The sequence below is a fragment of the Trueperella sp. HMSC08H06 genome, from assembly GCF_001808465.1.
Lineage (GTDB): Bacteria > Actinomycetota > Actinomycetes > Actinomycetales > Actinomycetaceae > Trueperella > Trueperella bernardiae.
Genome location: NZ_KV793367.1, coordinates 1 through 21,527 on the forward strand (window position 1 = coordinate 1; position 21,527 = coordinate 21,527).

General features: G+C 65.9%; 19 protein-coding genes, 1 tRNA gene and 1 pseudogene. 6 read left to right on the forward strand and 15 right to left on the reverse strand.

Annotation, left to right across the window (positions count from 1 at the left end):
* The 8 genes and pseudogenes from HMPREF3174_RS07550 to nadD form a co-directional block, all read right to left on the reverse strand.
* A partial coding sequence (locus HMPREF3174_RS07550; protein WP_148132200.1) for a GIY-YIG nuclease family protein occupies window positions 1-373 on the reverse strand: 373 nt, incomplete at its 3' end.
* Between the two features lie 69 nt (window positions 374-442).
* The gene (locus HMPREF3174_RS07555; protein WP_062613754.1) at window positions 443-703 is read right to left on the reverse strand and encodes a type II toxin-antitoxin system RelB/DinJ family antitoxin; all 261 of its coding nucleotides are present in this window, start codon (window positions 701-703) and stop codon (window positions 443-445) included.
* Between the two features lie 221 nt (window positions 704-924).
* Window positions 925-1,098: pseudogene (locus HMPREF3174_RS09475) on the reverse strand (ClbS/DfsB family four-helix bundle protein); the annotation flags it as partial.
* A gap of 218 nt (window positions 1,099-1,316) precedes the next feature.
* Window positions 1,317-1,389 (reverse strand) — tRNA-Ala (locus HMPREF3174_RS07560).
* Window positions 1,390-1,528: 139 nt separating this feature from the next.
* Window positions 1,529-2,224, reverse strand: a complete 696-nt coding sequence (locus HMPREF3174_RS07565; RefSeq protein ID WP_062613753.1) for a histidine phosphatase family protein — start codon at window positions 2,222-2,224, stop codon at window positions 1,529-1,531.
* Complete coding sequence (rsfS, locus tag HMPREF3174_RS07570; RefSeq protein ID WP_070448318.1) at window positions 2,221-2,745, reverse strand: ribosome silencing factor; 525 nt, start codon at window positions 2,743-2,745, stop codon at window positions 2,221-2,223. The genes HMPREF3174_RS07565 and rsfS overlap by 4 nt, the downstream gene beginning before the upstream one ends.
* Window positions 2,746-2,758: 13 nt before the next feature.
* Window positions 2,759-3,502 (reverse strand): hypothetical protein, encoded by a 744-nt coding sequence (locus HMPREF3174_RS07575; RefSeq protein WP_143602122.1) that lies wholly within the window; start codon window positions 3,500-3,502, stop codon window positions 2,759-2,761.
* Window positions 3,499-4,224: a nicotinate-nucleotide adenylyltransferase gene (nadD, locus tag HMPREF3174_RS07580; RefSeq protein WP_083297716.1), complete on the reverse strand. Its 726-nt coding sequence runs from the start codon at window positions 4,222-4,224 to the stop codon at window positions 3,499-3,501. The genes HMPREF3174_RS07575 and nadD overlap by 4 nt, the downstream gene beginning before the upstream one ends.
* A gap of 296 nt (window positions 4,225-4,520) precedes the next feature.
* On the opposite strand from nadD, the gene trxA reads away from it, so the two are divergent.
* Window positions 4,521-4,886, forward strand: a complete 366-nt coding sequence (gene trxA / locus HMPREF3174_RS07585; protein ID WP_062613751.1) for a thioredoxin — start codon at window positions 4,521-4,523, stop codon at window positions 4,884-4,886.
* 173 nt (window positions 4,887-5,059) lie between these two features.
* On the opposite strand, the gene HMPREF3174_RS07590 is transcribed toward trxA, so the two are convergent.
* The 5 genes from HMPREF3174_RS07590 to HMPREF3174_RS07610 form a co-directional block, all read right to left on the reverse strand.
* Window positions 5,060-5,992 (reverse strand): hypothetical protein, encoded by a 933-nt coding sequence (locus HMPREF3174_RS07590; RefSeq protein WP_062613750.1) that lies wholly within the window; start codon window positions 5,990-5,992, stop codon window positions 5,060-5,062.
* 693 nt (window positions 5,993-6,685) lie between these two features.
* Window positions 6,686-8,200 carry a GTPase ObgE gene (gene obgE, locus HMPREF3174_RS07595; protein ID WP_070446498.1) on the reverse strand — a complete coding sequence of 505 codons (1,515 nt, stop codon included), beginning with the start codon at window positions 8,198-8,200 and terminating at the stop codon, window positions 6,686-6,688.
* Window positions 8,201-8,280: 80 nt separating this feature from the next.
* Complete coding sequence (gene rpmA, locus HMPREF3174_RS07600) at window positions 8,281-8,535, reverse strand: 50S ribosomal protein L27 (RefSeq protein WP_062613748.1); 255 nt, start codon at window positions 8,533-8,535, stop codon at window positions 8,281-8,283.
* A 38-nt stretch (window positions 8,536-8,573) separates the two neighbouring features.
* Window positions 8,574-8,879, reverse strand: coding sequence for a 50S ribosomal protein L21 (gene rplU, locus HMPREF3174_RS07605; RefSeq protein ID WP_062613747.1), 306 nt, complete (start codon window positions 8,877-8,879; stop codon window positions 8,574-8,576).
* 159 nt (window positions 8,880-9,038) lie between these two features.
* Window positions 9,039-11,438, reverse strand: coding sequence for an Rne/Rng family ribonuclease (locus HMPREF3174_RS07610; protein WP_070448319.1), 2,400 nt, complete (start codon window positions 11,436-11,438; stop codon window positions 9,039-9,041).
* Window positions 11,439-11,861: 423 nt separating this feature from the next.
* On the opposite strand from HMPREF3174_RS07610, the gene HMPREF3174_RS07615 reads away from it, so the two are divergent.
* From HMPREF3174_RS07615 to HMPREF3174_RS07635, 5 genes are all read left to right on the forward strand, one after another.
* Window positions 11,862-13,373, forward strand: a complete 1,512-nt coding sequence (locus HMPREF3174_RS07615) for a cytochrome ubiquinol oxidase subunit I (RefSeq protein ID WP_070446502.1) — start codon at window positions 11,862-11,864, stop codon at window positions 13,371-13,373.
* Window positions 13,374-13,382: 9 nt separating this feature from the next.
* Window positions 13,383-14,516, forward strand: a complete 1,134-nt coding sequence (cydB, locus tag HMPREF3174_RS07620; protein ID WP_070448320.1) for a cytochrome d ubiquinol oxidase subunit II — start codon at window positions 13,383-13,385, stop codon at window positions 14,514-14,516.
* 149 nt (window positions 14,517-14,665) lie between these two features.
* Entirely contained in the window at window positions 14,666-16,513 is a 1,848-nt protein-coding gene (gene cydD, locus HMPREF3174_RS07625) for a thiol reductant ABC exporter subunit CydD (RefSeq protein ID WP_070448321.1), read from the forward strand.
* On the forward strand, window positions 16,503-18,266 hold the full coding sequence (gene cydC, locus HMPREF3174_RS07630; RefSeq protein ID WP_070448322.1) for a thiol reductant ABC exporter subunit CydC: 1,764 nt from the start codon (window positions 16,503-16,505) through the stop codon (window positions 18,264-18,266). The genes cydD and cydC overlap by 11 nt, the downstream gene beginning before the upstream one ends.
* Before the next feature lie 39 nt (window positions 18,267-18,305).
* Complete coding sequence (locus HMPREF3174_RS07635) at window positions 18,306-19,955, forward strand: GAF domain-containing sensor histidine kinase (RefSeq protein ID WP_070448323.1); 1,650 nt, start codon at window positions 18,306-18,308, stop codon at window positions 19,953-19,955.
* Here HMPREF3174_RS07635 and HMPREF3174_RS07640 read toward each other — a convergent pair whose 3' ends face one another.
* Entirely contained in the window at window positions 19,956-20,579 is a 624-nt protein-coding gene (locus tag HMPREF3174_RS07640; RefSeq protein WP_062613741.1) for a response regulator, read from the reverse strand.
* Between the two features lie 49 nt (window positions 20,580-20,628).
* A complete protein-coding gene (mutM, locus tag HMPREF3174_RS07645) occupies window positions 20,629-21,522 on the reverse strand; it encodes a bifunctional DNA-formamidopyrimidine glycosylase/DNA-(apurinic or apyrimidinic site) lyase (protein WP_062613740.1) in 894 nt (297 codons plus the stop codon).
* Window positions 21,523-21,527 lie beyond the last annotated feature (5 nt).

Sequence of the window (21,527 nt, forward strand, 5' to 3'; positions counted from 1 at the left end):
AAACCGTCAACAACAAGCGGGCAAGCCCAATCTCGGTCTGCCCGAAGGAGTTGTCGCGCGTGGTGAGCGCGACCGCCTCGTTCCACCAGTCCTTATCAGTGTCGCGCTTGTGCTCCTCCCACCGGTTGAGGATGCCCAATCCGTTCTTCCGCGCGGCCGCCTGGCCGATGTAGACCACGGGCTCGTCCGTGGTCGGGTCCGCACCGAAGAGCAGGTACACGCCAGTTTGCTTCAGTGCATCGATGTTGCGCGCCTCGTCCAGCATCGTGCGGGGAATCTTGTATGCCACGCCAGTCCAATTGGCCAGCGTGCATTTGATCCGGCCGTTCGGATCGCCGTCCATCAGGAACAGATTGATTGACTTGCCAGCCACCCTTGCACCTCTTCTCGCTTGTCTCTGCAATCCTACCTACCCGCGCGCCGGCAACAAGCTCGTCTTCGTTCACTTCACGTTGTCAAGGTATTCGATCGCCTCCGCAGCGTTGTCGAACGTCGCCCCGTCATCGGCTATCTCCCCTGCGAGGATGCGCTCCGTGTGAGCAATAGCTTCGGCGGTCACGCGGTTCGGGACATTCAACGTGGGACGAATCGGCAGGCCCTGCTCACGCACCGCCTGCGTGAGGAACATGTTTAACGCGGTCGACAGATCGAGGCCCAACGAGCGGAACAGCTTCTCCGCTTCATGCTTCGTTCGAGCATCTATACGAGAGTTATCCGCGTCATCTGATACTCACTCTTCCTTGCCATCATCGCCCCCCCTGAGTCGTCCGTACATCCAGTGTGCGCACACCATACACCAATGGCTAGGAGCAAATCTCACAGTCCCTACAGCAGCCGCATGTACGCCCGCGTCTTCTTCGCCGCCCACTCGTACTGGGAGCTGGTCGCTGACACGAAGTAGAACCCCAAACTCGTCGACACCGTCTAGTCAAAGCACTTCTTCGTGAACAGCTCCTCGTCACTAAAGCCAGCGATCATGTCCAACACCCGCAGGTGGGAGGGCGCTAGGAGCTCGCAGGCGTGCTCGTACGTCGTGCCCGAATGCGCGGCCGCGAAGCGCTCGTTGAGCTCGCCGTAGGTGCGCCACGTATACGGCTCGGGGAAGAAGGACGCCGGCGCCCACCCGCGTGGGCGCTGGTGCTACCTGGCGTTGTTCGCGGTTGCCGAGTTCGCCGTCTTCGCCGGCCCCTCCGCCGGCCCGGAGCCGACCGTGCCATGCTCCCCCGGCGCCCGGCCCAGCGCTACTCATCTGGTTAGTCAAGCGCGGGCACGAAAAACCCGGAAACCTCGATTTCTCGCGGTTTCCGGGCCACCTGTGGAGCTAAGGGGATTCGAACCCCTGACCTCTTCCATGCCATGGAAGCGCGCTACCAACTGCGCCATAGCCCCTCAAGACTTGACTTATACTACTCAGTTCTCCCCGTCCGCGCCAATCCAGGACCTCCCCCAGTGGGTGAAACGGCTCACTACCTGGCGGTTAACATGGGCCACCGCTCGGGGCGGGACTCAAGGGCGCCACCGCCGGGCCTCAGCCCTCCACGCCCACATTGTAGGATCGCAACCGCCACACCGGATTCGCCGCCGGCCTCGGCTCGAGCACTGCCCAGTGGCAGTTGTCCATCCCCTGCAGGCCCACCCACTCGGACGGGTTCTGCCCCAGCATGCTCATCACGCCGTTCGCAATCGACCCGCCGTGGGCCACGAACACGATCGTCACGACGTCGTCCCCGCCGGCCACGCCAACAACCCCGCCACCCGCGCCATTGCCCTCGCCAGCTACGCGCGCCTCACCAAGCTCCCGAATCACGTCGGCCAGTGCTCGCTCGATGGCCTCGTGCACGCGCTGCCCGCAGGCCTCCCGGGTCTCGACCCCGACTCCTTCGGGTTCCCGCCCCTCGCGCCAGGCGTGCCATTGTTGAGGGTCGCGGGCACGGATCTCGTCGGAGCTGAGCCCCTCCCATGGGCCGTAGGCCCGCTCACGCAGGCCGGCATCGGGCAGCACCTCCAGCCCAGTCACATCCGCAAGATACTGCGCCGTTTGCAACGCGCGCCCCAAATCCGAGGAGTAAATCCGCGCGGGCTTCATTCGCGCCAGCGCACCGGCAGCAGCGGCCGCCTGCGCGTGCCCGACCTCATTGAGCGGATAGTCCTGCGACCCCTGGATCCGCAGCGAGGCATTCTGAACCGTCTGGCCGTGCCGCCAAAAAACCAGCCTCAGCTTCACGCCTCATCAGCGGCCGCCGGCGCGCCCCCGTCTTCAGCATCGCTGTCGTCTTCGTCGTCGCCCGCATCGTCAGCCGAGCGGGCGGCACGAGCCGCAAGATCGTCGTCGGCCGGCGCGAAGTAGTCCGCCAGCGACGAACGCGGCCCCTCCTCCACCGTCACGTCCTCGGGTAGCTCAATGACCGGGCAGTCGCCCCACAACCGCTCGAGCGCGTAGAACTCGCGGTCCTCGTCCTGCTGGACGTGCACCATGAGATTACCAAAGTCGAGCAGGACCCAGTGAGCCTCCCCCTCCAGCCCCTCGCGGCACAGCCGCTTCACGCCGATTTTGTACATCCCCTCTTCGATCTCATCAACCAGCGCGCGCACCTGCCGCTCCGACGAGCCGGAGACAACCAGGAACACGTCCGTGATCACAAGCCGCTGGGACACGTCGATCGCGGTGATCGACGTCGCCTTCCCAGCTGAGGCGGCGCGCGCCGCCGCGATGGTCTGTTCGATCGTTTCCGGTGTAGCTGTCACGGTGTCCTTTCAGTTACAACAGCAGGGCAGAAAAATCGTTCACGACGCCGGGCATCGGCTCCGACAGGAAGGTCATGTTGATCCACGACCCGCCGAGGTAGCCGACGATTGCGGCTATGAGGACGAGGATGATGAAGTTGAGCCAGGTGCGGCGCGGGGCCTCGACCTCGGTGTCGGGGGCGGGATCGTCGGCGACGTCGACCTCAACCGCGGGCTTCGGTGCGGGCGTCTTCTCGGCCACGGGGGCCGGCACGGGGGCGGTGGCGTGCGCGGGCTCGGCGGCGTCGCCGGCCTCCTCACCGCGGCTGGTCATCGCCAGGAAGCGGTCACGGAGGGAGTCTTCGGGCTCGTCGTCATCCAGGTCCACCTCCGGCTCAGCCTGCTCGGCCTCGGCCGCCGCCTGCACGGGCACGGCCGGCTTAGCCACTTCGGCCGCGGGCTCCTCCTCGGGCTCGGCGGCCTCGAAGCGATCAAACACTGACTTGCGCTCATGCTGGACCGGCTCCGGCGCCTTGACGGCCTCCATCGCCTGAGTAGGCTCCCCAACATCCTCGGAATTTGCCGACTCCCCAGTCTCCACATTCTTCGGCACTTGCTCGCCAGCCTCGCGCTGTGCCAGCTCACGCAGTTCCTTGCGCGACGGGCGGCGAAGGCGCAGCTCCGTGGTGTCGTAAACCGGCGGGGTGTCGGTGGGCGCGTCGAGCAGGCCCTGCTCGCGCATCTGACGCCGACTCAGCCGTGGAGTTTCCTCACTCATTCTTCCTCCTTGCCCTCGGCGGTGGCGTGGATCGACACCGGGTCGAGGGAGGTCGTTGTGGCCTCGTTCGTTATATATAAATGATACTTGTTTATGTACTGCACTACGCCATCGGGCACCAAATACCACACGGGCACGCCCTCGCTGGCGCGATTGCGGATAGAAGTAGATGAGATGGCCATGGCTGGGATGTCCACGAGCGACACCGAGTCCTCCGGCAACCCCGACACGTCCAGCACGTGCCCCGGCCGGTTCACGCCCACGAAGTGCGCCATGGCCCACAGGTCCGCGTTGTCTTTCCAGTCGAGGATCTGGGGCAGGACGTCGGCTCCGGTGATGAAGTAGAGGTCGGCATCGGGGTGGAGAGCCTGCAGGTCGCGCAGGGTATCCACCGTGTAGGTGACACCGCCGCGCTCGATATCCACACGCGAGACGGAAAAGCGCGGGTTGGACGCCGTCGCGATCACGGTCATGAGGTAGCGGTGTTCGGCGAGCGTAACCTTGCGGTCCTTCTTGAAGGGCTGTTCGCCGGTGGGCACGAAGATGACCTCGTCGAGATCATAGAAGTGCTGGACCTCCGAGGCCGCCACGAGGTGCCCGTGGTGGATCGGGTCAAACGTGCCGCCCATGATCCCGATTCGCCGCCGACGCCCCGGCTCCCCCGCCGGCGTCGGAATATCTGGCAGCTCCTCCACGACACGCAGCCTCTGCGATTCGGTCATACCGTCTCCTTCCGTTAGGTCAATTGAACCAGCTCAGCCCGCGGGCGTCGAGGTGGTGCGGACTTTCGCCTTGTTCACGACGGCGTCCGGGCGGGTTCACGACAGCGTCGGGTCGCGTTGGCGCCGACGGCCGGGCGCGGTCACGACTGCGGGGCCGGCGCGCCCTCACTCAGAGCGGAAAACGAGCCCGGGCGCGGGCGGGGTGCCGTATCCTTGGAATAAATTTGCGGCGAACGCGTTGGAGCCGCTGATAGCCGACCCGGTGTGCTCATCGCGCACCCGACGAAAGGAAACCGATGGCAACTGTCGAAGTGACCGCAGAGAACTTTAACGATACCGTCCGCGAGGGCACCGTCCTCCTCGACTTCTGGGCTGAGTGGTGTGGTCCGTGCAAGCAGTTCGGCCCCACATTCGAGGCCGCATCCGAGCAGCACCCCGACATCACCTTCGGCAAGATCGACACCGAGGCCGAGGGCGAGCTGGCGCAGAGCTTCCAGATCATGTCGATCCCCACTCTCATGATTTTCCGCGACGGCATCCGCATCTACGAAAGTGCGGGCGCCCTTCCGCCGGCGGCCCTCGAAGATCTCATCACGCAGGCCAAGGCCCTCGACATGGATGAGGTGCGTCGGAAGATCGCTGAGCAGGAGGCGCAGAACTAAGTATGTGGGGCCAATGATGCACCACGGAACCTGGTGGGGGAGGCGAAGCAGGAGCTTCGCCTCCCCCACCAGGTTCCGTGGCTTTCATATTAACGACGCCGGTCTGACAGGCGCGTGAGCAATGTGCTGGCACCTGGCAGAACGGCGTCGAACGTGAAGCGGGGAATATCTGACTACTGCTGCTCAAGCTTGGCGCGCGCATCAATCAGCGGCAGCACGCCCTTGAGCACCGAGGCCAGGTCAGTGGGCAGGGAGGCAGGAACCAGGATGACGCCATCGGCGGCGCCCAGGCCCACATAGGATTCGATCGCGTCGGCCACGTTGTAGACCGTACCGAGCACCGACGCGATGCCCGGGAACAGGTCGCAGTCGTTCATGTCCTCAATCAGCAGCGCCCGCTCCTCCGCCGCCGCCACCGAGCGTGAAATCACCACGCCAAGCTCCATGAACACCAAGATATCCTTGCCGATCTCCTTGCCCGCGGCCTGGATCGCGAAACGGGCGTTACGCGCAGCGTACGGATCGCGGACACGCAACCGGACGACGTCGGCGATCCCCGCCACGATAGCTGCACGCTCGGCGGACACAGCCGGGTCCGTGATGATGACCGTGACCTTCACGCCAGCGCGGCGCGTCTTGCGGGCCGCCTTCTCAATCCCCGCGAAATCGGAGTCCGTGTGCAGGGGCATCGTGATGCCCGCCCAGCCCTCGCGCTGAGCGGCGAGCGCAGCAGTGGCCACCTCGATATCAGCAGGTGTCGGCTCGATCCCCGCGAAAATCCCAGCGGTCGACACGTCGGCGAGCTTAGCAGCCGCGTGGACGGCGTCGTGAGAACAATCGCGCGAATCGACGTCGGTGCTGGTCAGGAAACGCGAATCGAGAGTAACGAAGTCGATGCCGCCGGTCTGCGCGGCGCGGACGGACGCAGCGAGGCGGGGGAAGTTCAGGTAATCGATGCAGTCGTCGAAGCCGACCGGGACACTCGCGCCGAGCAGCGACAGATCCACGCCAATCCACGTGGTGGCGAGGGCGCCGGGGCCAGTGGCATCGATGTCGACGGGTGCGGGATTTGAGACTTGGCTAGGGACAGAGATTTCGACAGTCATTCTTATGTTCCTTAAATAGACCGCTCCTGCGGTCAACTACAGATTTTTCGTGGATTCTTGTGTATCAGTGCATTCGCCAGGCGAACTTGAACATAAGGTGGTGCGCAATAATTACGTGGGAATGGATGGCAGTAATGTCTCGAGCGATCATCGTCATTCCTTTCATGTACGGGCGCACATAGAGCCGAAGCTAATCTGACAACCATGAATGATTATTCATCCGCTTGTGTTGAATGAGTATTCAAGTGGTTACTTTGAAACTACCCCGTAGGTTAGGCGTGGTCAATTGAGCAGCAAGCAAACAGCGCCAATACCGCCGGCTGAGCTCCCACAGCTCACTATCTGGACAGAAGAAAACCGCGAGATTTCAGCGAAAAACGCTGGTACGCGGCTCGTTTGTGACATTGGGCACCACGCGCCTGTCTCGCGCGAGCACTGAGGGCGCCCTGCCGGGACCTCTTTCCCAAGAAACGCGTCAAAAAATACGCGCACTCCTCGCGTGAGGCTTCACTATTTCTACGCGTTGCGCGATTGGCCGCCGCATAATAATGCAGCCGGCCGGCTAAGCCGCTCCTCCGACAGAAGTCGTGAAAATACCGGTTGACGATTGCTATAGGCACCCGGTCGACCTCACGTTCACGAGTTGTGCCGGCGGACCCCAGGGTACTGGCAGCCGCCGGAGCCCGGCTGGCCCTACTCCTGGCCCGGGTCCGTCCACATCCCGCTCTCGCGGTCCATCCACAGCTCCTGGCGGGCCGCCTCCTTGGCGTCCATCCGCTCGTGGAAGGCCGCCTTGCGCTCGCGCCGCGTGGCGCGCGTGTTCTGCTCGAGCCGGGCGTCCGTACCGCGCGGCGAGAGCAACTCGGCACCCGTGGAAATCGTGGGCTCCCAGTCGAAGATGACTCCGCCGTCCACCGGCCCAATCACCACCGTGTCGCCTTCCTTGGCGCCCATCTTCATGAGCTCCTTCTCCACCCCGAGCAGGTTGAGGCGGTCGGCGAGGTATCCCACGGCCTCGTCGTTGGAGAAGTCGGTCTGGTTGACCCACCGCTCCGGCTTGCGGCCCCGGATCTGGTAGAACGGCCGCCCGCCCTTGGTGTGTGCGGTGATGGTGAACCCGCCCTCGTCCTGCGCCACAGGGCGGATGATCGGCCTGGCCTGCGGCACGATGTCGGCCGCGCGGATCTCCTCCACGATCGAGGCCAGCGCGAAGCCCAGCTCTCGTAGCCCACGCCGCGCCAGCGCCGACACTTCGAAGACGCGCAGCCCGCGCCCCTCCAGGTCGGCCCGCACGAAGTCGGCCATGTCGGCCGCATCGGGCATATCTACCTTGTTCAGCACCACTACGCGCGGGCGCTCCATAAGCGGCACACGGTCTTCCATGGGCGGGATCTGGTCCGCATAGGCGGCGAGCTCAGCCTCGATCACGTCCAGATCGCAGATCGGATCACGGTCGCTCTCCAACGCCGCGCAGTCAATGACGTGCGCGATGACCGCACACCGCTCGATATGCCGCAGAAACTCGTGCCCAAGCCCCTTGCCCTCGGAAGCACCGGGAATCAGCCCAGGCACGTCGGCCATCGTGAACCGCACGTCGCCGGCCTGCACCACGCCCAGGTTCGGCACCAGCGTGGTGAACGGGTAGTCGGCGATCTTCGGTCGCGCGGCCGACATCGCCGCAATGAGCGACGATTTTCCAGCCGACGGAAAACCCACCAGCGCCACATCCGCCACCGACTTCAGCTCAAGGATGAGCGTGCGCTCCTCCCCATCCTCGCCCAGCAGCGCAAACCCGGGCGCCTTCCTCTTCGGGGACGCCAGCGCGGCGTTGCCAAGCCCGCCGTAGCCACCCAACGCGGCCAGGAACTCCTCGCCCTCCCCCACGAGGTCAGCCAGGATGTTGCCATCTTCGTCCTTGACCACCGTGCCGGACGGAACCGCCACCACAAGGTCCTCCCCGCGCTTGCCGTGGCGCATGTCGCCCTCGCCAGGCTTGCCGTTTTCGGCCTTAAGATGCGGGGAATGATGCAGCAACAGCAGGGTGGATTCCTGGGCGGACACGCGCAGGATCACGTCGCCGCCGTGCCCGCCGTTCGCCCCGTCGGGCCCGCCCAGCGGCTTGAACTTCTCCCGGCGCACCGACGTCGCGCCGTTGCCGCCCTTACCCGCCGTAATATGCAGGGTCACTCGGTCCACAAAACTTGCCATGAATCCCGCCTCCAACTGCCAAAAAACTGCAGAAAGGGGTGGAAGGCTAGGCCCTCCACCCCAATTCTAAAAACTTGCGCTTACGCCTGCGCCATCACGCTGACCGTCTTGCGGTTGCGCTTGACACCGAACTCGACAACGCCCGACTCGAGCGCGAACAGGGTGTCGTCCTTACCGCGGCCGACGTTGGCACCCGGGTGGTACTTGGTACCGCGCTGGCGCACGAGGATCTCGCCCGCGTTCACGGCCTGACCGCCGAAGCGCTTGATGCCGAGTCGCTGCGCATTGGAATCGCGACCGTTCTTAGTAGAACTCGCGCCCTTCTTAGTTGCCATCTCTAGACCTTTCTAAAAGCTCGTACCTGGTGCCGAATCTAAGCGATCTCAAGGACCTTGAGGCGGGTCAGCGGCTGGCGGTGACCCTGACGCTTACGGTAACCCGTCTTGTTCTTGTACTTGACGATCGAAATCTTCGGGCCCTTCTCGTCACGAACGATTTCGGCGGTCACCTTGGCGGAAATGCCATCGGCAGCGGTGGTGATCTTGTCACCGTCGACGAGCATGATCGGCTCAAGCTCGACCTTGTCGCCAGCTTCGCCGTCAATCCTGTTCGTAACCACGATGGACCCGACGGACACCTTCTCCTGGCGGCCGCCTGTCTTCACAATCGCGTAAACCACGTTCAGCTCATCTCTGTCGATTGGTGCACGTCTCCGTGCTCTTGAAAAATTGGTGCGCTCAATGCGCCGAGTTACAAGTTTACTGGCAAGCCCAAGCCGGAACAAGTCCGCCGGGCGCGACGATCACCACATTCCCGTGGCGTGTCACGCCCGCCGAACCTACTTCTCCGCCTCACCCTTGGCGGGGAACGTCATGATCGCCGCCGTGTTCGAGCCCGGCGTGATCGTTCCCGACGACGACACCCTGCGGCGCCTCTGCCTCTTCGGCTCGGCCTCGGCTCCGGTTTCTGCCGGCGCATCAGCCTTGGTCTCAGTCTTTGCGGGCGCCTTCCGCGCGGGCCGCGCAGCCTTGGCCGCGGGCTTCTCAGCCGCTGCCTCCGCCTTCTCGCCGCCCGACTTCTCGGCCGCCGCCACTTCGCCGGCCGTCTTCTCAACCGTCTTCCCACGCGAGCCGCCCGACCGGCGTCGGCCGGAGCTGCGACGCGAGCTCTTCGACTTGTCCTCAGACTCTCCCGCCTGTTCGGCTGGGGCCTCCTCCGACTCGTGCTTGGACGACGCAGCGGCCGCGATGTTGGCAAGCGCCGCGCGGACCTCGTCGTGCTTCGGGTCTTCCTCCGCGGCAACCGGCGCGGCCGGCTGCTGCTGGCGGCGCGGGTTCGTCCGGGGGTTCTGAGCCTCGGTCTCGCCGCGCTCGACGGGGTGCTCATGGGTGATGTACCCGCGCCCGTCGCAGCACTCGCACGTGGTGGAAAAGGCCTCCACGAGGCCCTGACCCACGCGCTTGCGGGTCATCTGCACGAGCCCGAGCGAGGTCACCTCGGCCACCTGGTGGCGGGTGCGGTCGCGCCCCAGGCACTCCACCAGGCGGCGTAGCACCAGGTCGCGATTCTCTTCGAGGACCATGTCGATGAAGTCGATGACGATGATGCCGCCGATGTCACGCAGGCGCAGCTGGCGCACGATCTCCTCCGCGGCCTCGAGGTTGTTGCGCGTCACTGTCTCTTCGAGCGAGCCGCCCGCGCCGGTGAACTTTCCGGTGTTGACGTCGATCACCGTCATGGCCTCCGTACGCTCAATGATGAGAGACCCGCCCGACGGCAGGAAAACCTTGCGGTCGAATGCCTTGGACAGCTGCTCGTCCACGCGGGAGGCTGCAAAAATGTCCTTCTCACTCGTCCAGTGCTCGAGGCGGTCCACCAGCTCCGGCGACAGCTCGGCCACGTAGTCGTGGATCGTCTGCCACGCCTCATCACCCGAAACCTTGAGCTCCTTGAAGTCCTCATTAAAGATGTCACGCACCACGCGCACGGCCAGCTCCGGCTCGCTCTTGAGCATGGAGGGGGCGTTCTTCGTGGACTTGGACTTGGCCTGAATGTCCGCCCAGGCCTTGACCAGCCGGTCGACGTCGCTCTGGATCTGCTCCTCGGTAGCGCCCTCGGCGGCCGTGCGGACGATGACGCCGTGCTCGGCGGGCACCACGCGCTTGAGGATGTCCTTCAGGCGCGTGCGCTCCTTCTCCGGCAGCTTGCGTGAGATGCCGGTCATCGACCCGTCCGGCACGAGCACGAGGTGGCGTCCGGCCAGCGTGATCTGGCCGGTCAGGCGCGCGCCCTTGTGGCCGATCGGGTCCTTCGTGACCTGCACGAGCACCGTGTCGCCGCTCTTAAGCGCGTCCTCGATCTTGCGCGGCTTGCCGTTCATACCCACGGCGTCCCAGTTGACCTCGCCCGCATAAAGCACGGCGTTACGGCCCTTGCCGATGTCAACGAACGCGGCCTCCATCGAGGGCAGTACGTTCTGCACGCGGCCAAGGTAGACGTTGCCGACCATCGAGGTCTGCGTGTGGCGTGCCACGTAGTGCTCGACCAGCACCCCGTCCTCCAGCACCGCGATCTGGTTGAGGCCGTCCTGCTCGCGCACGAGCATCGTCCGGTCTACCGCCTCGCGGCGCGCCAGGTACTCCGACTCCGAGATCGACGTCCGACGACGCCCTGCCCGGCGCCCCTCCTTCCGGCGGCGCTTCTTCGCCTCCAGGCGGGTAGAACCCTTCGGGGCGGTCACCCCGTCGTCGGCCTCCTCGGTGCTGCGCCGACGACGGCGCCGGCGCACGGTTGTCGACGACTCCGACTCCTCCTCGGCATCCTCAGCGTCAGATTCGGCGGCGGCCTCCTTGGGCTGCTCGGCCTCGTCCTTGTCCTTATCCTTGGCGCTTCGCTGGTTGGCCTTGGCGTTGCCGTCGGACTTCTGGCGGCGCGAGCGCTTCGGCGGCGCCTCCTCGCCCGTCTCCTGCGACTTCTCGGCCGACTTCTCAGCCGACTCGTTGCCAGCCTGCGCCTCGTCCGCCGACTTGCGCCCGCCGCGGCGGCCACGCCGGCTGCGGCTCTTCGTGGACTCCTCTGAGCTGTCCGAGTTCGCCTCCGCGCCCGAATGCGCGGCCGGTGCTTCGGCGTCGTCGTCGCGGCGGCGGCGAGAACGGACGGCCCGGGTCATGTCGGGCTCCTGGAAAAGGAGGGTGGTCATGGGCGCAACGTTTGCGCGTTCGTTGGCATCGTCTGCCATAGGTATCTCCTAGCAAGGCCGTGTGCATCCACGCCTTATGGAGTCTGGTCGCGGCGAGGGCCGCGGAAGCTTATCTGACGAGCTCGCCCGGCTGCACGCAACTGCGGCGCACGAAGCTCGCTCTTCGGGTGGATACACACCCGATCCGCTCCTATTGTTACACATTTCTTGTGCGCTTGTGCTGAGCTGCGATCTGGTGAGCGTCCAACGACGACGGTTCGGGACGAACGTCCTAAGGCGAAAGGCCCGCCCGCAAGCGGCACAAGCGATTTCGCCAAGCACTTTGGATCCATTCCGAGTTTGCGACGCATTTGTGTGGAGGTGTGCGATAAACTCAGGGAACACGCGTGGGCCTGCAGCGATGTTCGCCCACAGCATCGAACACACAGGGCTAGCACGGCCCGGCAAAGAAAGGCGACTTCGGTGGATGTCTTAGACCTTTCACGGTGGCAGTTCGCGATCACGACCGTGTACCACTTCATCCTGGTACCTCTCACGATCGGGCTCTCGCCACTCGTGGCAATCATGCAGACCAGGTGGCTGCGCAGCGGTGACACGAAGTACCTGCGCATGTCCGAATTCTTCGGCAAGCTCCTCCTTATTAACTTCGCGCTCGGCGTAGCCACGGGCATCGTCCAGGAGTTCCAGTTCGGACTGACCTGGTCGGAGTACTCGCGCTACGTGGGTGACATCTTCGGCGCGCCGCTCGCGTTCGAGGCCCTGCTGGCCTTCTTCCTGGAGTCCGTCTTCCTCGGCGTGTGGATCTTCGGCCGCGGCCGCATCTCCCCCAAGGCACACACGGTGGCCATCTGGATGGTGGCACTTGGCACGAACATCTCCGCGTTCTTCATCCTCGCGGCGAACTCCTTCATGCAGAACCCCACGGGCGCCGTGTTCAACCCGGAAACCGGACGCGCCGAACTTGACGGCATGTCGGGCTTCCTCGAAGTAATCTTCTCCCCCACCACGCTCTACGCGCTCTTGCACACGATCTCCGCTTCCCTCATGGTGGCCGGCGCGATGATCTCGGGCGTGTCGATCTGGTGGATCGTGCGCGCGCTGCGCACCAACAACGAGGTCGAGGCCCGCGAGTTCTGGAAGCCGGCCGCTCAGTTCGGCCTCAAGACCTTGGCGCTTGCCGGCATCCTCGCGATCGGCTCTGGCCACTTCATGGGCCAGCACATCTACGAGGTCCAGCCCACCAAGATGATCGCCGCCATGGGCATCTACGAGACGGGCGAACAGCACGACCTGGCGCTCGCCATGCTCGGCACCGAGGCGAACGAAGACACGATCATCTCCCTGCCGATCCTGCCCGGCCTTGAGTCCTTCATGGTTACCAACCACTTCTCCGGCCCCGAATCCAAGCTGATCGGCACGGATGAGATCCAGCAGACCTTCACCGAAGCCTTTGGAGACATCTACGGCACGGACGTGAACTACATCCCGAACGAGTTCGTCTCCTTCTACTCCTTCCGCGCGATGATGGGCCTCGGATTTGCCTCCTTCGGCTTGTCGCTCCTGGGCCTGTTCCTCCTGCGTAAGGACAAGATGATCACCAGCCCAGCGATCGCGAAGCTGTTCGTGTGGACGATCCCGCTGCCCTACCTCGCCTCCACGTTCGGCTGGCTGCTCACCGAGATGGGCCGTCAGCCGTGGGTGGTCTACCCCAACTTCGAGCGCGAAGGCAACCTCGCCCCGTCGGAGATGATGCACCTGCTCACGCAGGACGGCGTGTCACAGAACGTCCTGTCTGGCGAGGTCCTGGCGTCGCTGATCATCTTCACGCTGCTCTACGCCGTGCTCGGCGTGGTGTGGTACAAGCTCATCGTCCGTTACGTTCGCGAGGGCATCAACCCGGCGGACAAGCTTCTCCTCGAGCAGGCCCACACCACGGGCGTCACCGAGGACACGAAGCTCAGCTTCGCTTACTAAGGAGGAACTGTGGAACTTTCAGCACTGCAGATTATCTGGTTCGCACTCCTCGCGGTTCTCTGGATCGGCTACCTCACGCTCGAAGGCTTCGGCTTCGGCACGGGCATGCTTTTGAAGATCCTGCCCCGCAACGAAAAGGAGCGCCGCCTCGCCCTCAACACCATCGGCCCCCACTGGGACGGCAACGAGGTCTTTCTTCTCACCGCCGGCGGCGCCACCTTCGCCGCGTTCCCCGAGTGGTACGCCACGATGTTCTCCGGCATGTACCTGGCCCTCGTGGCCATCCTCATCTGCCTCATCATCCGCATCTCGGCCATCGAGTGGCGCGGGAAGATCAACTCCGATTCCTGGCGCAACCTGTGGGATAACCTCCACCTGGGCGTGGCCTGGGTGGTCACCCTGATCTGGGGCGTGGCCTTCGCCAACCTCGTGCAGGGCACGAAGATCCAGGTGGGCCACTACACCGAGCTCGGTGGCCAGTTCGTCCCGGCCGATCCGGCCGCGATCGACGCCGCCCTCGCCGCTGGCGACCGCCACTTCCTCACCGGCGGATTCGTCTCCCTGTTCACCCCCTTCACCCTGGTGGGTGGCGTGGTCTTCGTTCTGCTCTTCCTCACGCACGGCGCGCTGTGGCTGGCAATCAAGACCAAGGGTGACTTCTCCGAGCGCGCGATCGCGCTGGCCAAGAAGCTGTCGCTGGCCTCCACGGGCCTGACAGCCATCTGGGCGGTCTGGGGCCAGTTCGCCTACCGCGGGCAGGCATGGGGCTTCATCCCGCTGGCGCTGGCCGCAGTTGCGCTCATCGCCTCCACGCTGGTGATCCAGAAGGGCAAGGACGTCCAGGCGTTCCTCTTCTCCTTCGCCGGCCTGGCCTTCGCGGTGGTGTGGGTGTTCTCCACCTTCGGTGCCAACGCGCTGAAGTCCTCGGTTGACCCGGCCTATGACCTGACCCTGGTCCAGGCCTCGGCCACCTCGCCCACTCAGACGGTCATGCTCATCGCGGCGATTGTGTTCGTCCCGATCGTGCTGGGCTACACCGCCTGGTCGTACAAGTCCTTCGCAGGCCGCCTCGGAGTGGAGCACATCTCCGACGAGCCCGCGGGTCTTGACCCGAAGAAGGAGCGTGCTTTCGCCAACGCCTAAGCTGCCACCGGCGAGGGGGCGTGCGATCATCGCACGCCCCCTCGCCGTATCTGCACCCGCCCGGCCCACCTTCACCGCAACGCCAGGCGCGCACCAGCTTTCGCATTAGCCCGGCACAGAATCTAGACTTGATCTGAAATGGAGGTTCCGTGAAACCACTCGACCCACGCCTGCTCACCTACGCCGGCCAGACCAAGAGGTACATCGCCTTCCTCGTGGCCCTCGGCGTGATCGACGCGGCCCTCATCGCGGCCCAGATCGTGCTCATCGCCTACGCCGTCTCCCCCGTGTTCTACGGGACGGCTACCCCCGCCGGCGTGCTGGGGCGGGTGGCGTGGCTCGGCGTCGTCGTCGTGGCGCGCTTCGCGCTGGCGTACGTGCGTGACGCGTACGGGCACCGCTCGGCCGTGAACGTGATCGCGGACCTGCGTGGGAAGGTGCTACGTAAGGCGGCCTCCCTTGGGGACAGGTGGCTCAGCGGCAACACCACAGACACGGTCACGCTGGTCACGCGCGGCCTGGACGACCTGGAGGCCTACTTCGTCCAGTTCCTCCCCCAGCTCTTTCTGTCAGTCACGGCCATGCCGGCGCTCATTGTCCTCCTGTTCTACTTCGACTGGATCTCGGCCCTCTTCGTGGTCTTTTGCATTCCGCTGGTGCCGGTCTTCATGATCCTCATCGGCAAGATGACCTCGCGCTATTCGAACGAGCGCCTGGCCGCCATGCAGGACCTGTCCTCCCAGCTGCTCGACCTCCTCGCTGGCTTGGCCACAATCAAGGGCCTCGGCCGCGAGCACGGGCCGGAAAAGCGCGTGAAGTCGCTCGGCAACCGCTTCGCTGAAAAGACGATGCAGACCCTGTACGTGGCCTTCCTCTCCGGCGCCGCCCTCGAGTTCCTCACCACGCTCACCACCGCGCTCGTGGCCGTCAACATCGGCCTGCGGATGGTAGACGGCTCGGTGCCGCTCCAGATTGGCCTCATCGCGATCATGCTCACCCCGGAAATCCTCAAGCCCCTACGTGAGGTGGGCACCCAGTTCCACGCCTCGGCCAACGGCGTGACCGCTGCCGAAGGCGCGTTCACGATCCTCGACCTGCCGCTTTCTGAGCACGCCGGCACCGCGCCCGTGCCCGACCTCGAGAGGGCCGAGATCCGCTTCGAGGGCGTCTCCGTCTTCGCCCCCGGCCGCGCCACCGTGGCGCCGGCAGAGCTCAGCTGCACGATCCAGCCCGGCGAGATCACGGTGCTGCGCGGTCCCTCAGGTTCGGGTAAGACGACGGCCGTGAACGTCCTTCTCGGCCTGCTTTCTCCCGACGCCGGCCGTGTCACCGTGGGTGGCACGCCGCTTTCCGACATCGACCGCGAAGCCTGGTGGGCCCACATCTCCTGGGTGCCCCAGCGTCCCGTCATCGTGCCCGGCACCGTGGCTGAGAACGTGGGCGGGATCGCCACCGAGGCCGCAACGCTTACCGGTTTCGACGACGTCGTCGCCACACTCTCGGGCGGCTGGCAGACAGTCCTGGGACACGGCGGCACCGGCCTGTCGGTGGGCCAGCGCCAGCGCCTGGCCCTCACCCGGGCGCTGACCTCCTCGCGCAAGATCATCATTCTCGACGAGCCCTCCGCCCACCTCGACGCGATGAGCGAGGAATACGTCTCAAACGTCGTCACCTCCCTCAAGGCCGCCGGGCACACCGTTATTGTCATCGCCCACCGCCAGGCCATCACCGAGCTGGCCGACCACGTGATCGACGTCGTCGCCTCCACGCGCGACATCAGCGCCGAAGTCCGCGAGTCCGCCGCCCTGCGCGAGTCGGCCGAGTACGCCGCGTACGTCCGAGCTCAACGAGCCGACTACGCCATCCCGCGCCATTGGCGCGACGCCGATCCCTCCGGCCACCGCACGAGTACCGGCGCGCCCGGCGCGGGCTCCACCGCCGCGGGGTCGGACAGCACCCCGCGAACGCCGCAGAAGGAGGCCAGCGATGATCGATAGGGATGAGCGCAAGGCGCTTCGCCGCGCGATCGGCATGCTCGACTACAACAAGAAGACCTTCGCATGGTCCGTTGCCGCGGGTTCAGGCGCGATCGGCTCGGGCGTGTCGCTTGGCGCCACGTCGGCGTGGCTCATCGCCCGCGCGGCCGAACTGCCCCCGGTGCTCGACCTGTCGGTGGCGTCTACGGCCGTGCGCCTATTCGGCGTGGGCAAGGCGATCTTCCGCTACCTCGAGCGCATCGCCTCCCACTGGGTGGCCCTCTACGGCATGGCGAACCTGCGCTCGCGCGTGTATTCGACGATGGCAGGCTCGACCACCGACGTGGTCACCTCCGTCAAGCGCGGCGACCTGCTGGCCCGCACGGGTGCGGACGTGGACGAGATCGGCAACGTGGTCATCAAGTCGATGCTGCCGGCGGCGGTGGCGATCGTCGTCTCCGTGCTGTCATTGGCGATTGTCGGCTTCCTCTCCCCGCTCATCGCGCTCGTCCTGCTCGCCTGCCTGCTGCTCTCCGGCGTTGTGGCCCCCTCGATTGCGGCCCGCGGCGCCCGCGCGGACCAGGAGGCGCAGATCCGCCACCGCGCCGAGCTCAACGCCCAGGCTCTCACCATGCTCGAATCGGCCTCCGACCTGCGCATTTCCGGGCGCATGGCCCAGATGGAGGAACAGCTGGCCCAAACTGAGGCTCGCATCGCCTCCCACCGCGACTCCTCTGCCCGCCCAGCAGCCCTCTCCCATGCGCTCGACACGCTCGCCATGGGCCTCGCAGTCGTCGCCGCCCTCCTCGTCGGCACGTTCCAGATGGCGGCCGGCGACCTGACCGGAATCGAGCTGGTGGTCTGCACGCTCGTGCCGCTGTCCGCCTTCGAGGCGACCGCCCGGCTTGGGGATGCCGCCACACAACTGGTGCGATCGGCGTCGGCGGCGAAACGGATCGTCGACCTGCTGGACGCCGCCGAATCCCACGCCAAGCCCGAACCCGACGAGCGGCCAGGCGACGGCTCGGGGCTCATCGCCCGCGGCCTGCGCATCGGCTGGCCAGGCGGGCCCACCATCGCCGGGCCGATCGATCTCGAGCTCACCCCGGGCAAGACCATCGCGATCGTCGGCCCCTCCGGGATCGGCAAGTCCACGCTCCTCTACACGCTAGCCGGCATGCTCGCCCCGCAGGGCGGCGCGGTCACACTTTCCGGGCGCGACGCCTGGCGCATCGACCGCACCGAGATCTCCACCCAGCTGTCGCTAACCGCCGAGGACGCCCACATCTTCGAAACCTCCGTGCTCGAAAACCTGCGCGTGGCCCGCGCGAGCGTCACTCCCGACGAAGCCGAGAGTCTGCTGGCCCAGGCAGGCCTGGCCGAGTGGCTCGCCCAGTTGCCGGACGGCGTCGACACCTTGCTCGGCTCCAACGCCACGTCCATCTCCGGCGGCGAGCGCCGCCGCCTCCTCCTCGCCCGCGCACTCGCCGGCTCGGCCACCTTCATGCTCCTCGACGAACCCGGCGAACACCTCGACCCCGCCACCGCCGACGAGCTCATCCGCGACCTGCTCGCCGTACGCAACGCGCGCCGCGGCGTCGTGCTCGTCACCCACCGCCTCACCCCACTCGACGCCGCGGACGAGGTCATCATGCTCGGACGCGTCGGGGGCGATGGTAGCGAGAGCGGCCAGGTCGGCGTCGTCGCGCGCGGAACCCACGCCGAGCTCGCTGCCCAGATGCCCGACTACGAGTGGTCACTCGCCCAGGAATAGGTAGAGTATTTCCAAAGCCCCAAGCCGGGAAGGAAGCCAATGCAGGCCTCAGAGCAGATTTCTGAGTTTTCGCGCCACATCCTCACGATCGCTCGCTCGCTGGACCGCACCGAGGTCTCGCGCGCCCTCGTCCAGACCGCGTGCGAGCTCACGGGCGCCGAATTCGGGGCCGTCAGCGTGCTCGACTCCCACGGCGACACCATCCAGTTCATCCAGCAAGGTATGCCACGCGGGCCCGAAGTGGTGATCGAAGACCCGCCCATCGACCACGGCGTGTTCAACGACATCCCACTCGACTCCTACCTCATCATCAACGACATCTCCGCCTACGCCGCCGGCACCCTCCCGCCGAACCACCCGGCGATGAAGAACTTCCTGGGCGTGGCTATCACGGTCAACGAGCAGGTGTGGGGCCGCCTCTACCTCTCGGACAAGGCCAGCCCCTTTACCGACGACGACGGCGAACTCGTCCACCTACTGGTCAAGGCCACCGAGATCTCCGTGGTCAACTCGTTGCTGTATGCCGAGTCGCAGAACCGCGCCCGGTGGCTCACCGCCTCCCAGCACATCGTGTCCTCCCTGCTCGAAGGCACGGACGAGGACGAGGCACTCGAGGTCATCGCCCACGAAATGCGCATCGCCGCCCGCGCCGACGTCGCCATGATCATCCTGCCCTCCATCCAAGATTCCTGGATCTCCGAGATCGTCGACGCCGACGACCCGGCCCGCGTCCACGAACTCGTCGGACTGCCCTTCCCCAAGGAGGGCCGGGCGCGCACGGTCATCCGCGAGCAGTCGGGCGTGGTGGTGGATTCCATGCAGCGCGTGCGCACGATCCGCGTGCCCGAGCTGCGCCAGTTCGGCTCCGCGCTCTATAGTCCGCTCATCTCCCAGGGCATGGGCCTGGGCGTCATCCTGCTACTGCGCTACCCCAACACCGGCGAGTTCAACCTGCACGACCTCACGATGGCCGAGTCGGTCGCCAAGCAGGCCACGATCGCGATCAGGCTAGCCGAAGCCCGCCAGGCCCAGGCGATGGCCGCCGAGCTCGACGAGCGCGCTCGCATCTCACGCGACCTGCACGACCTCGCCATCCAGCAACTCTTCGCCTCCGGCATGCACATCACCGCGATCCGCGAGGAGATGAGCTCGCGCGGGCTGGGCGAACGCGTGACCGGAGCGCTCGATGCCGCGATCTCCGCCATCGACGACTCAGTCAAGCAAATCCGCCAGATCGTCCACTCGCTACGCGACGAGGGATCGTCCGCCGCGATCGTCTCCCGCCTCCAGCACGAAGCCTCCGTGGCCCGCCAGTCGCTCGGCTTCGCACCCTCGCTCCTCCTCACCTGGAACGGCGCCGACGTCGCCGAAACCGACTACCACCTCATCGACGACGCGGTGGGCTCCGACATCTCCGACGATGTTGTGGCTGTGGTCCGCGAAGGCCTGTCCAACGCCGCCCGGCATGCCAAGGCCTCCTCCGTGTCGGTCACCGTGGATGCCACGCCAGACGAGATCGTGATACGCGTGCTCGACGATGGCGCCGGCATCGAACAAAGCCTGGCCCGCCGCTCCGGCCTGTCCAACCTGGCCGCCCGGGCGCGCCGCCACCAAGGCTCGTTCTCCATCGAACCGCGTGGGGACGGGCACAGCGGCACCCTTCTCGTGTGGAGGGCCCAGTTGCGCTAATTAGCCGTTCTGGTTGCGCCAGCCCATGGCACGCTGGCCGGCCACCCACGCCGCCACCTGCGTGCGGCGCTGCATGCCCATCTTCGACAGGAGAGAGGTGATGTGGTTCTTCACCGTTTTCTCGGCCACCCCCAGCTTGTCGCCGATTTCGCGGTTTGACAGGCCGTCGCCGATGAGGTCGAGCACCTTGCGCTCGGAGGGTGTCAGGTGTGCAGTGGGGTCGGCATGGTCGGCGCGGCGCCGGGTCACCGTCCGCTCGTCGAGCAGCACGCGGCCGGCCGCCACCGCCTTGATAACCTCCGTGATCTCCGCCCCACGCACCGACTTCAGCAGGTAGGCCTTCGCGCCGGCGTCAAGCGCCTCGGCGAGCGCGTCGTCATCATCAAACGAGGTCAGGACGATCGACTTCGTGTTCGGGACGACCTCACGAAATTCGCGGATGATATCGATGCCGGTGCCGTCGGGCAGGCGCAGGTCCACCAGCGCCACCTGGGGCGTCATCAGCGTGGCGCGGCGCACGGCCTCCGCCACCGAGCCGGCCTCGGCCACGACGGCGAGCCCGTCGGCGCGATCGACCACCTCAGCGATGCCGCGGCGGACCACCTCGTGGTCGTCGATAATCATCACGGAAATATCTGTAGTGCTCACCCCGCCATCTTAGCCAGATATCGCCCTACTTTTCGACGAGACGCTTCCTCTTCAGGGGCCGCACGTGCCGGGCGCGCTGGCAGGCGGGGCAAAAGTGCGAGGAACGGCCCATGAACGGCTCGCGCCTCAGCGCAGTTCCGCACGCCGGGCACGGCATCCCGCCGCGCCCGTAAACGTTAAGCGCCCGGTCGAAATAGCCGGCCGCGCCGTCCACGTTGACGTAGAGGGTATCGAACGACGTGCCGCCCACCTCCACCGCCCGGGCCATGACGTCGGCCGCCGCCAGGTAAACCTCGCGGATCTTCGCCAGCGACATGCGGCTGGCCAGTCGGCGCGGGTGAACACGGGCGGCAAACAGCGCCTCGTCGGCGTAGATGTTACCCACCCCGGAGGCAACCGACTGGTCGAGCAGGATGCGCTTGATCTCGGAGTCTTTGGCGTGGGCGCGGCGGATGACGGCCTCGAGGTCGAAGGCCGGGTCGAGTGGGTCGCGGCCGATGTGGGCCACGGATCGCGGGATGAGCGTATCGGCGCTCCCCCGGCCGGCAGGCGCGCTGTCACCGGTGGGGACGTACACATCGGGCATGAGGTGGCCAAACGTGCGCTGGTCTACGAAGTCGAGCCGGACGCCGCCGTCAAAAAAGAGCGAGGCGCGCCGGTGCGGGTTGTCCGCCCCGCCCACGCGGAACTGGCCCGACATGCCCAGGTGTGCGACGAGGGCCAGGCCGGAGGCGTCGAGCCACAGGTACTTGCCGCGTCGGGCCACCGCCTCGATTCGCCGCCCGACCAGCGGTTCCAGGCCCTCCGGCGCACGGCGCACTGCCCGCGGGCTCAGCACCTCCACGCCCACGACCGTCGCACCCACCGCGATGGGCTCAAGGCCCAGGCGGATGGTTTCAACTTCGGGAAGCTCGGGCATCGTGC

Bases quoted from the DNA above. Each gene is read 5' to 3' on its own strand.
- HMPREF3174_RS07575 (WP_143602122.1), bottom strand. From the start codon at position 3,502: ATGAGTGAGGAAACTCCACGGCTGAGTCGGCGTCAGATGCGCGAGCAG.
- nadD (WP_083297716.1), bottom strand. From the start codon at position 4,224: ATGACCGAATCGCAGAGGCTGCGTGTCGTGGAGGAGCTGCCAGATATT.
- trxA (WP_062613751.1), top strand. From the start codon at position 4,521: ATGGCAACTGTCGAAGTGACCGCAGAGAACTTTAACGATACCGTCCGC.
- HMPREF3174_RS07590 (WP_062613750.1), bottom strand. From the start codon at position 5,992: ATGACTGTCGAAATCTCTGTCCCTAGCCAAGTCTCAAATCCCGCACCC.
- obgE (WP_070446498.1), bottom strand. From the start codon at position 8,200: ATGGCAAGTTTTGTGGACCGAGTGACCCTGCATATTACGGCGGGTAAG.
- rpmA (WP_062613748.1), bottom strand. From the start codon at position 8,535: ATGGCAACTAAGAAGGGCGCGAGTTCTACTAAGAACGGTCGCGATTCC.
- HMPREF3174_RS07610 (WP_070448319.1), bottom strand. From the start codon at position 11,438: ATGGCAGACGATGCCAACGAACGCGCAAACGTTGCGCCCATGACCACC.
- cydC (WP_070448322.1), top strand. From the start codon at position 16,503: ATGATCGATAGGGATGAGCGCAAGGCGCTTCGCCGCGCGATCGGCATG.
- HMPREF3174_RS07635 (WP_070448323.1), top strand. From the start codon at position 18,306: ATGCAGGCCTCAGAGCAGATTTCTGAGTTTTCGCGCCACATCCTCACG.
- HMPREF3174_RS07640 (WP_062613741.1), bottom strand. From the start codon at position 20,579: ATGATTATCGACGACCACGAGGTGGTCCGCCGCGGCATCGCTGAGGTG.
- mutM (WP_062613740.1), bottom strand. From the start codon at position 21,522: ATGCCCGAGCTTCCCGAAGTTGAAACCATCCGCCTGGGCCTTGAGCCC.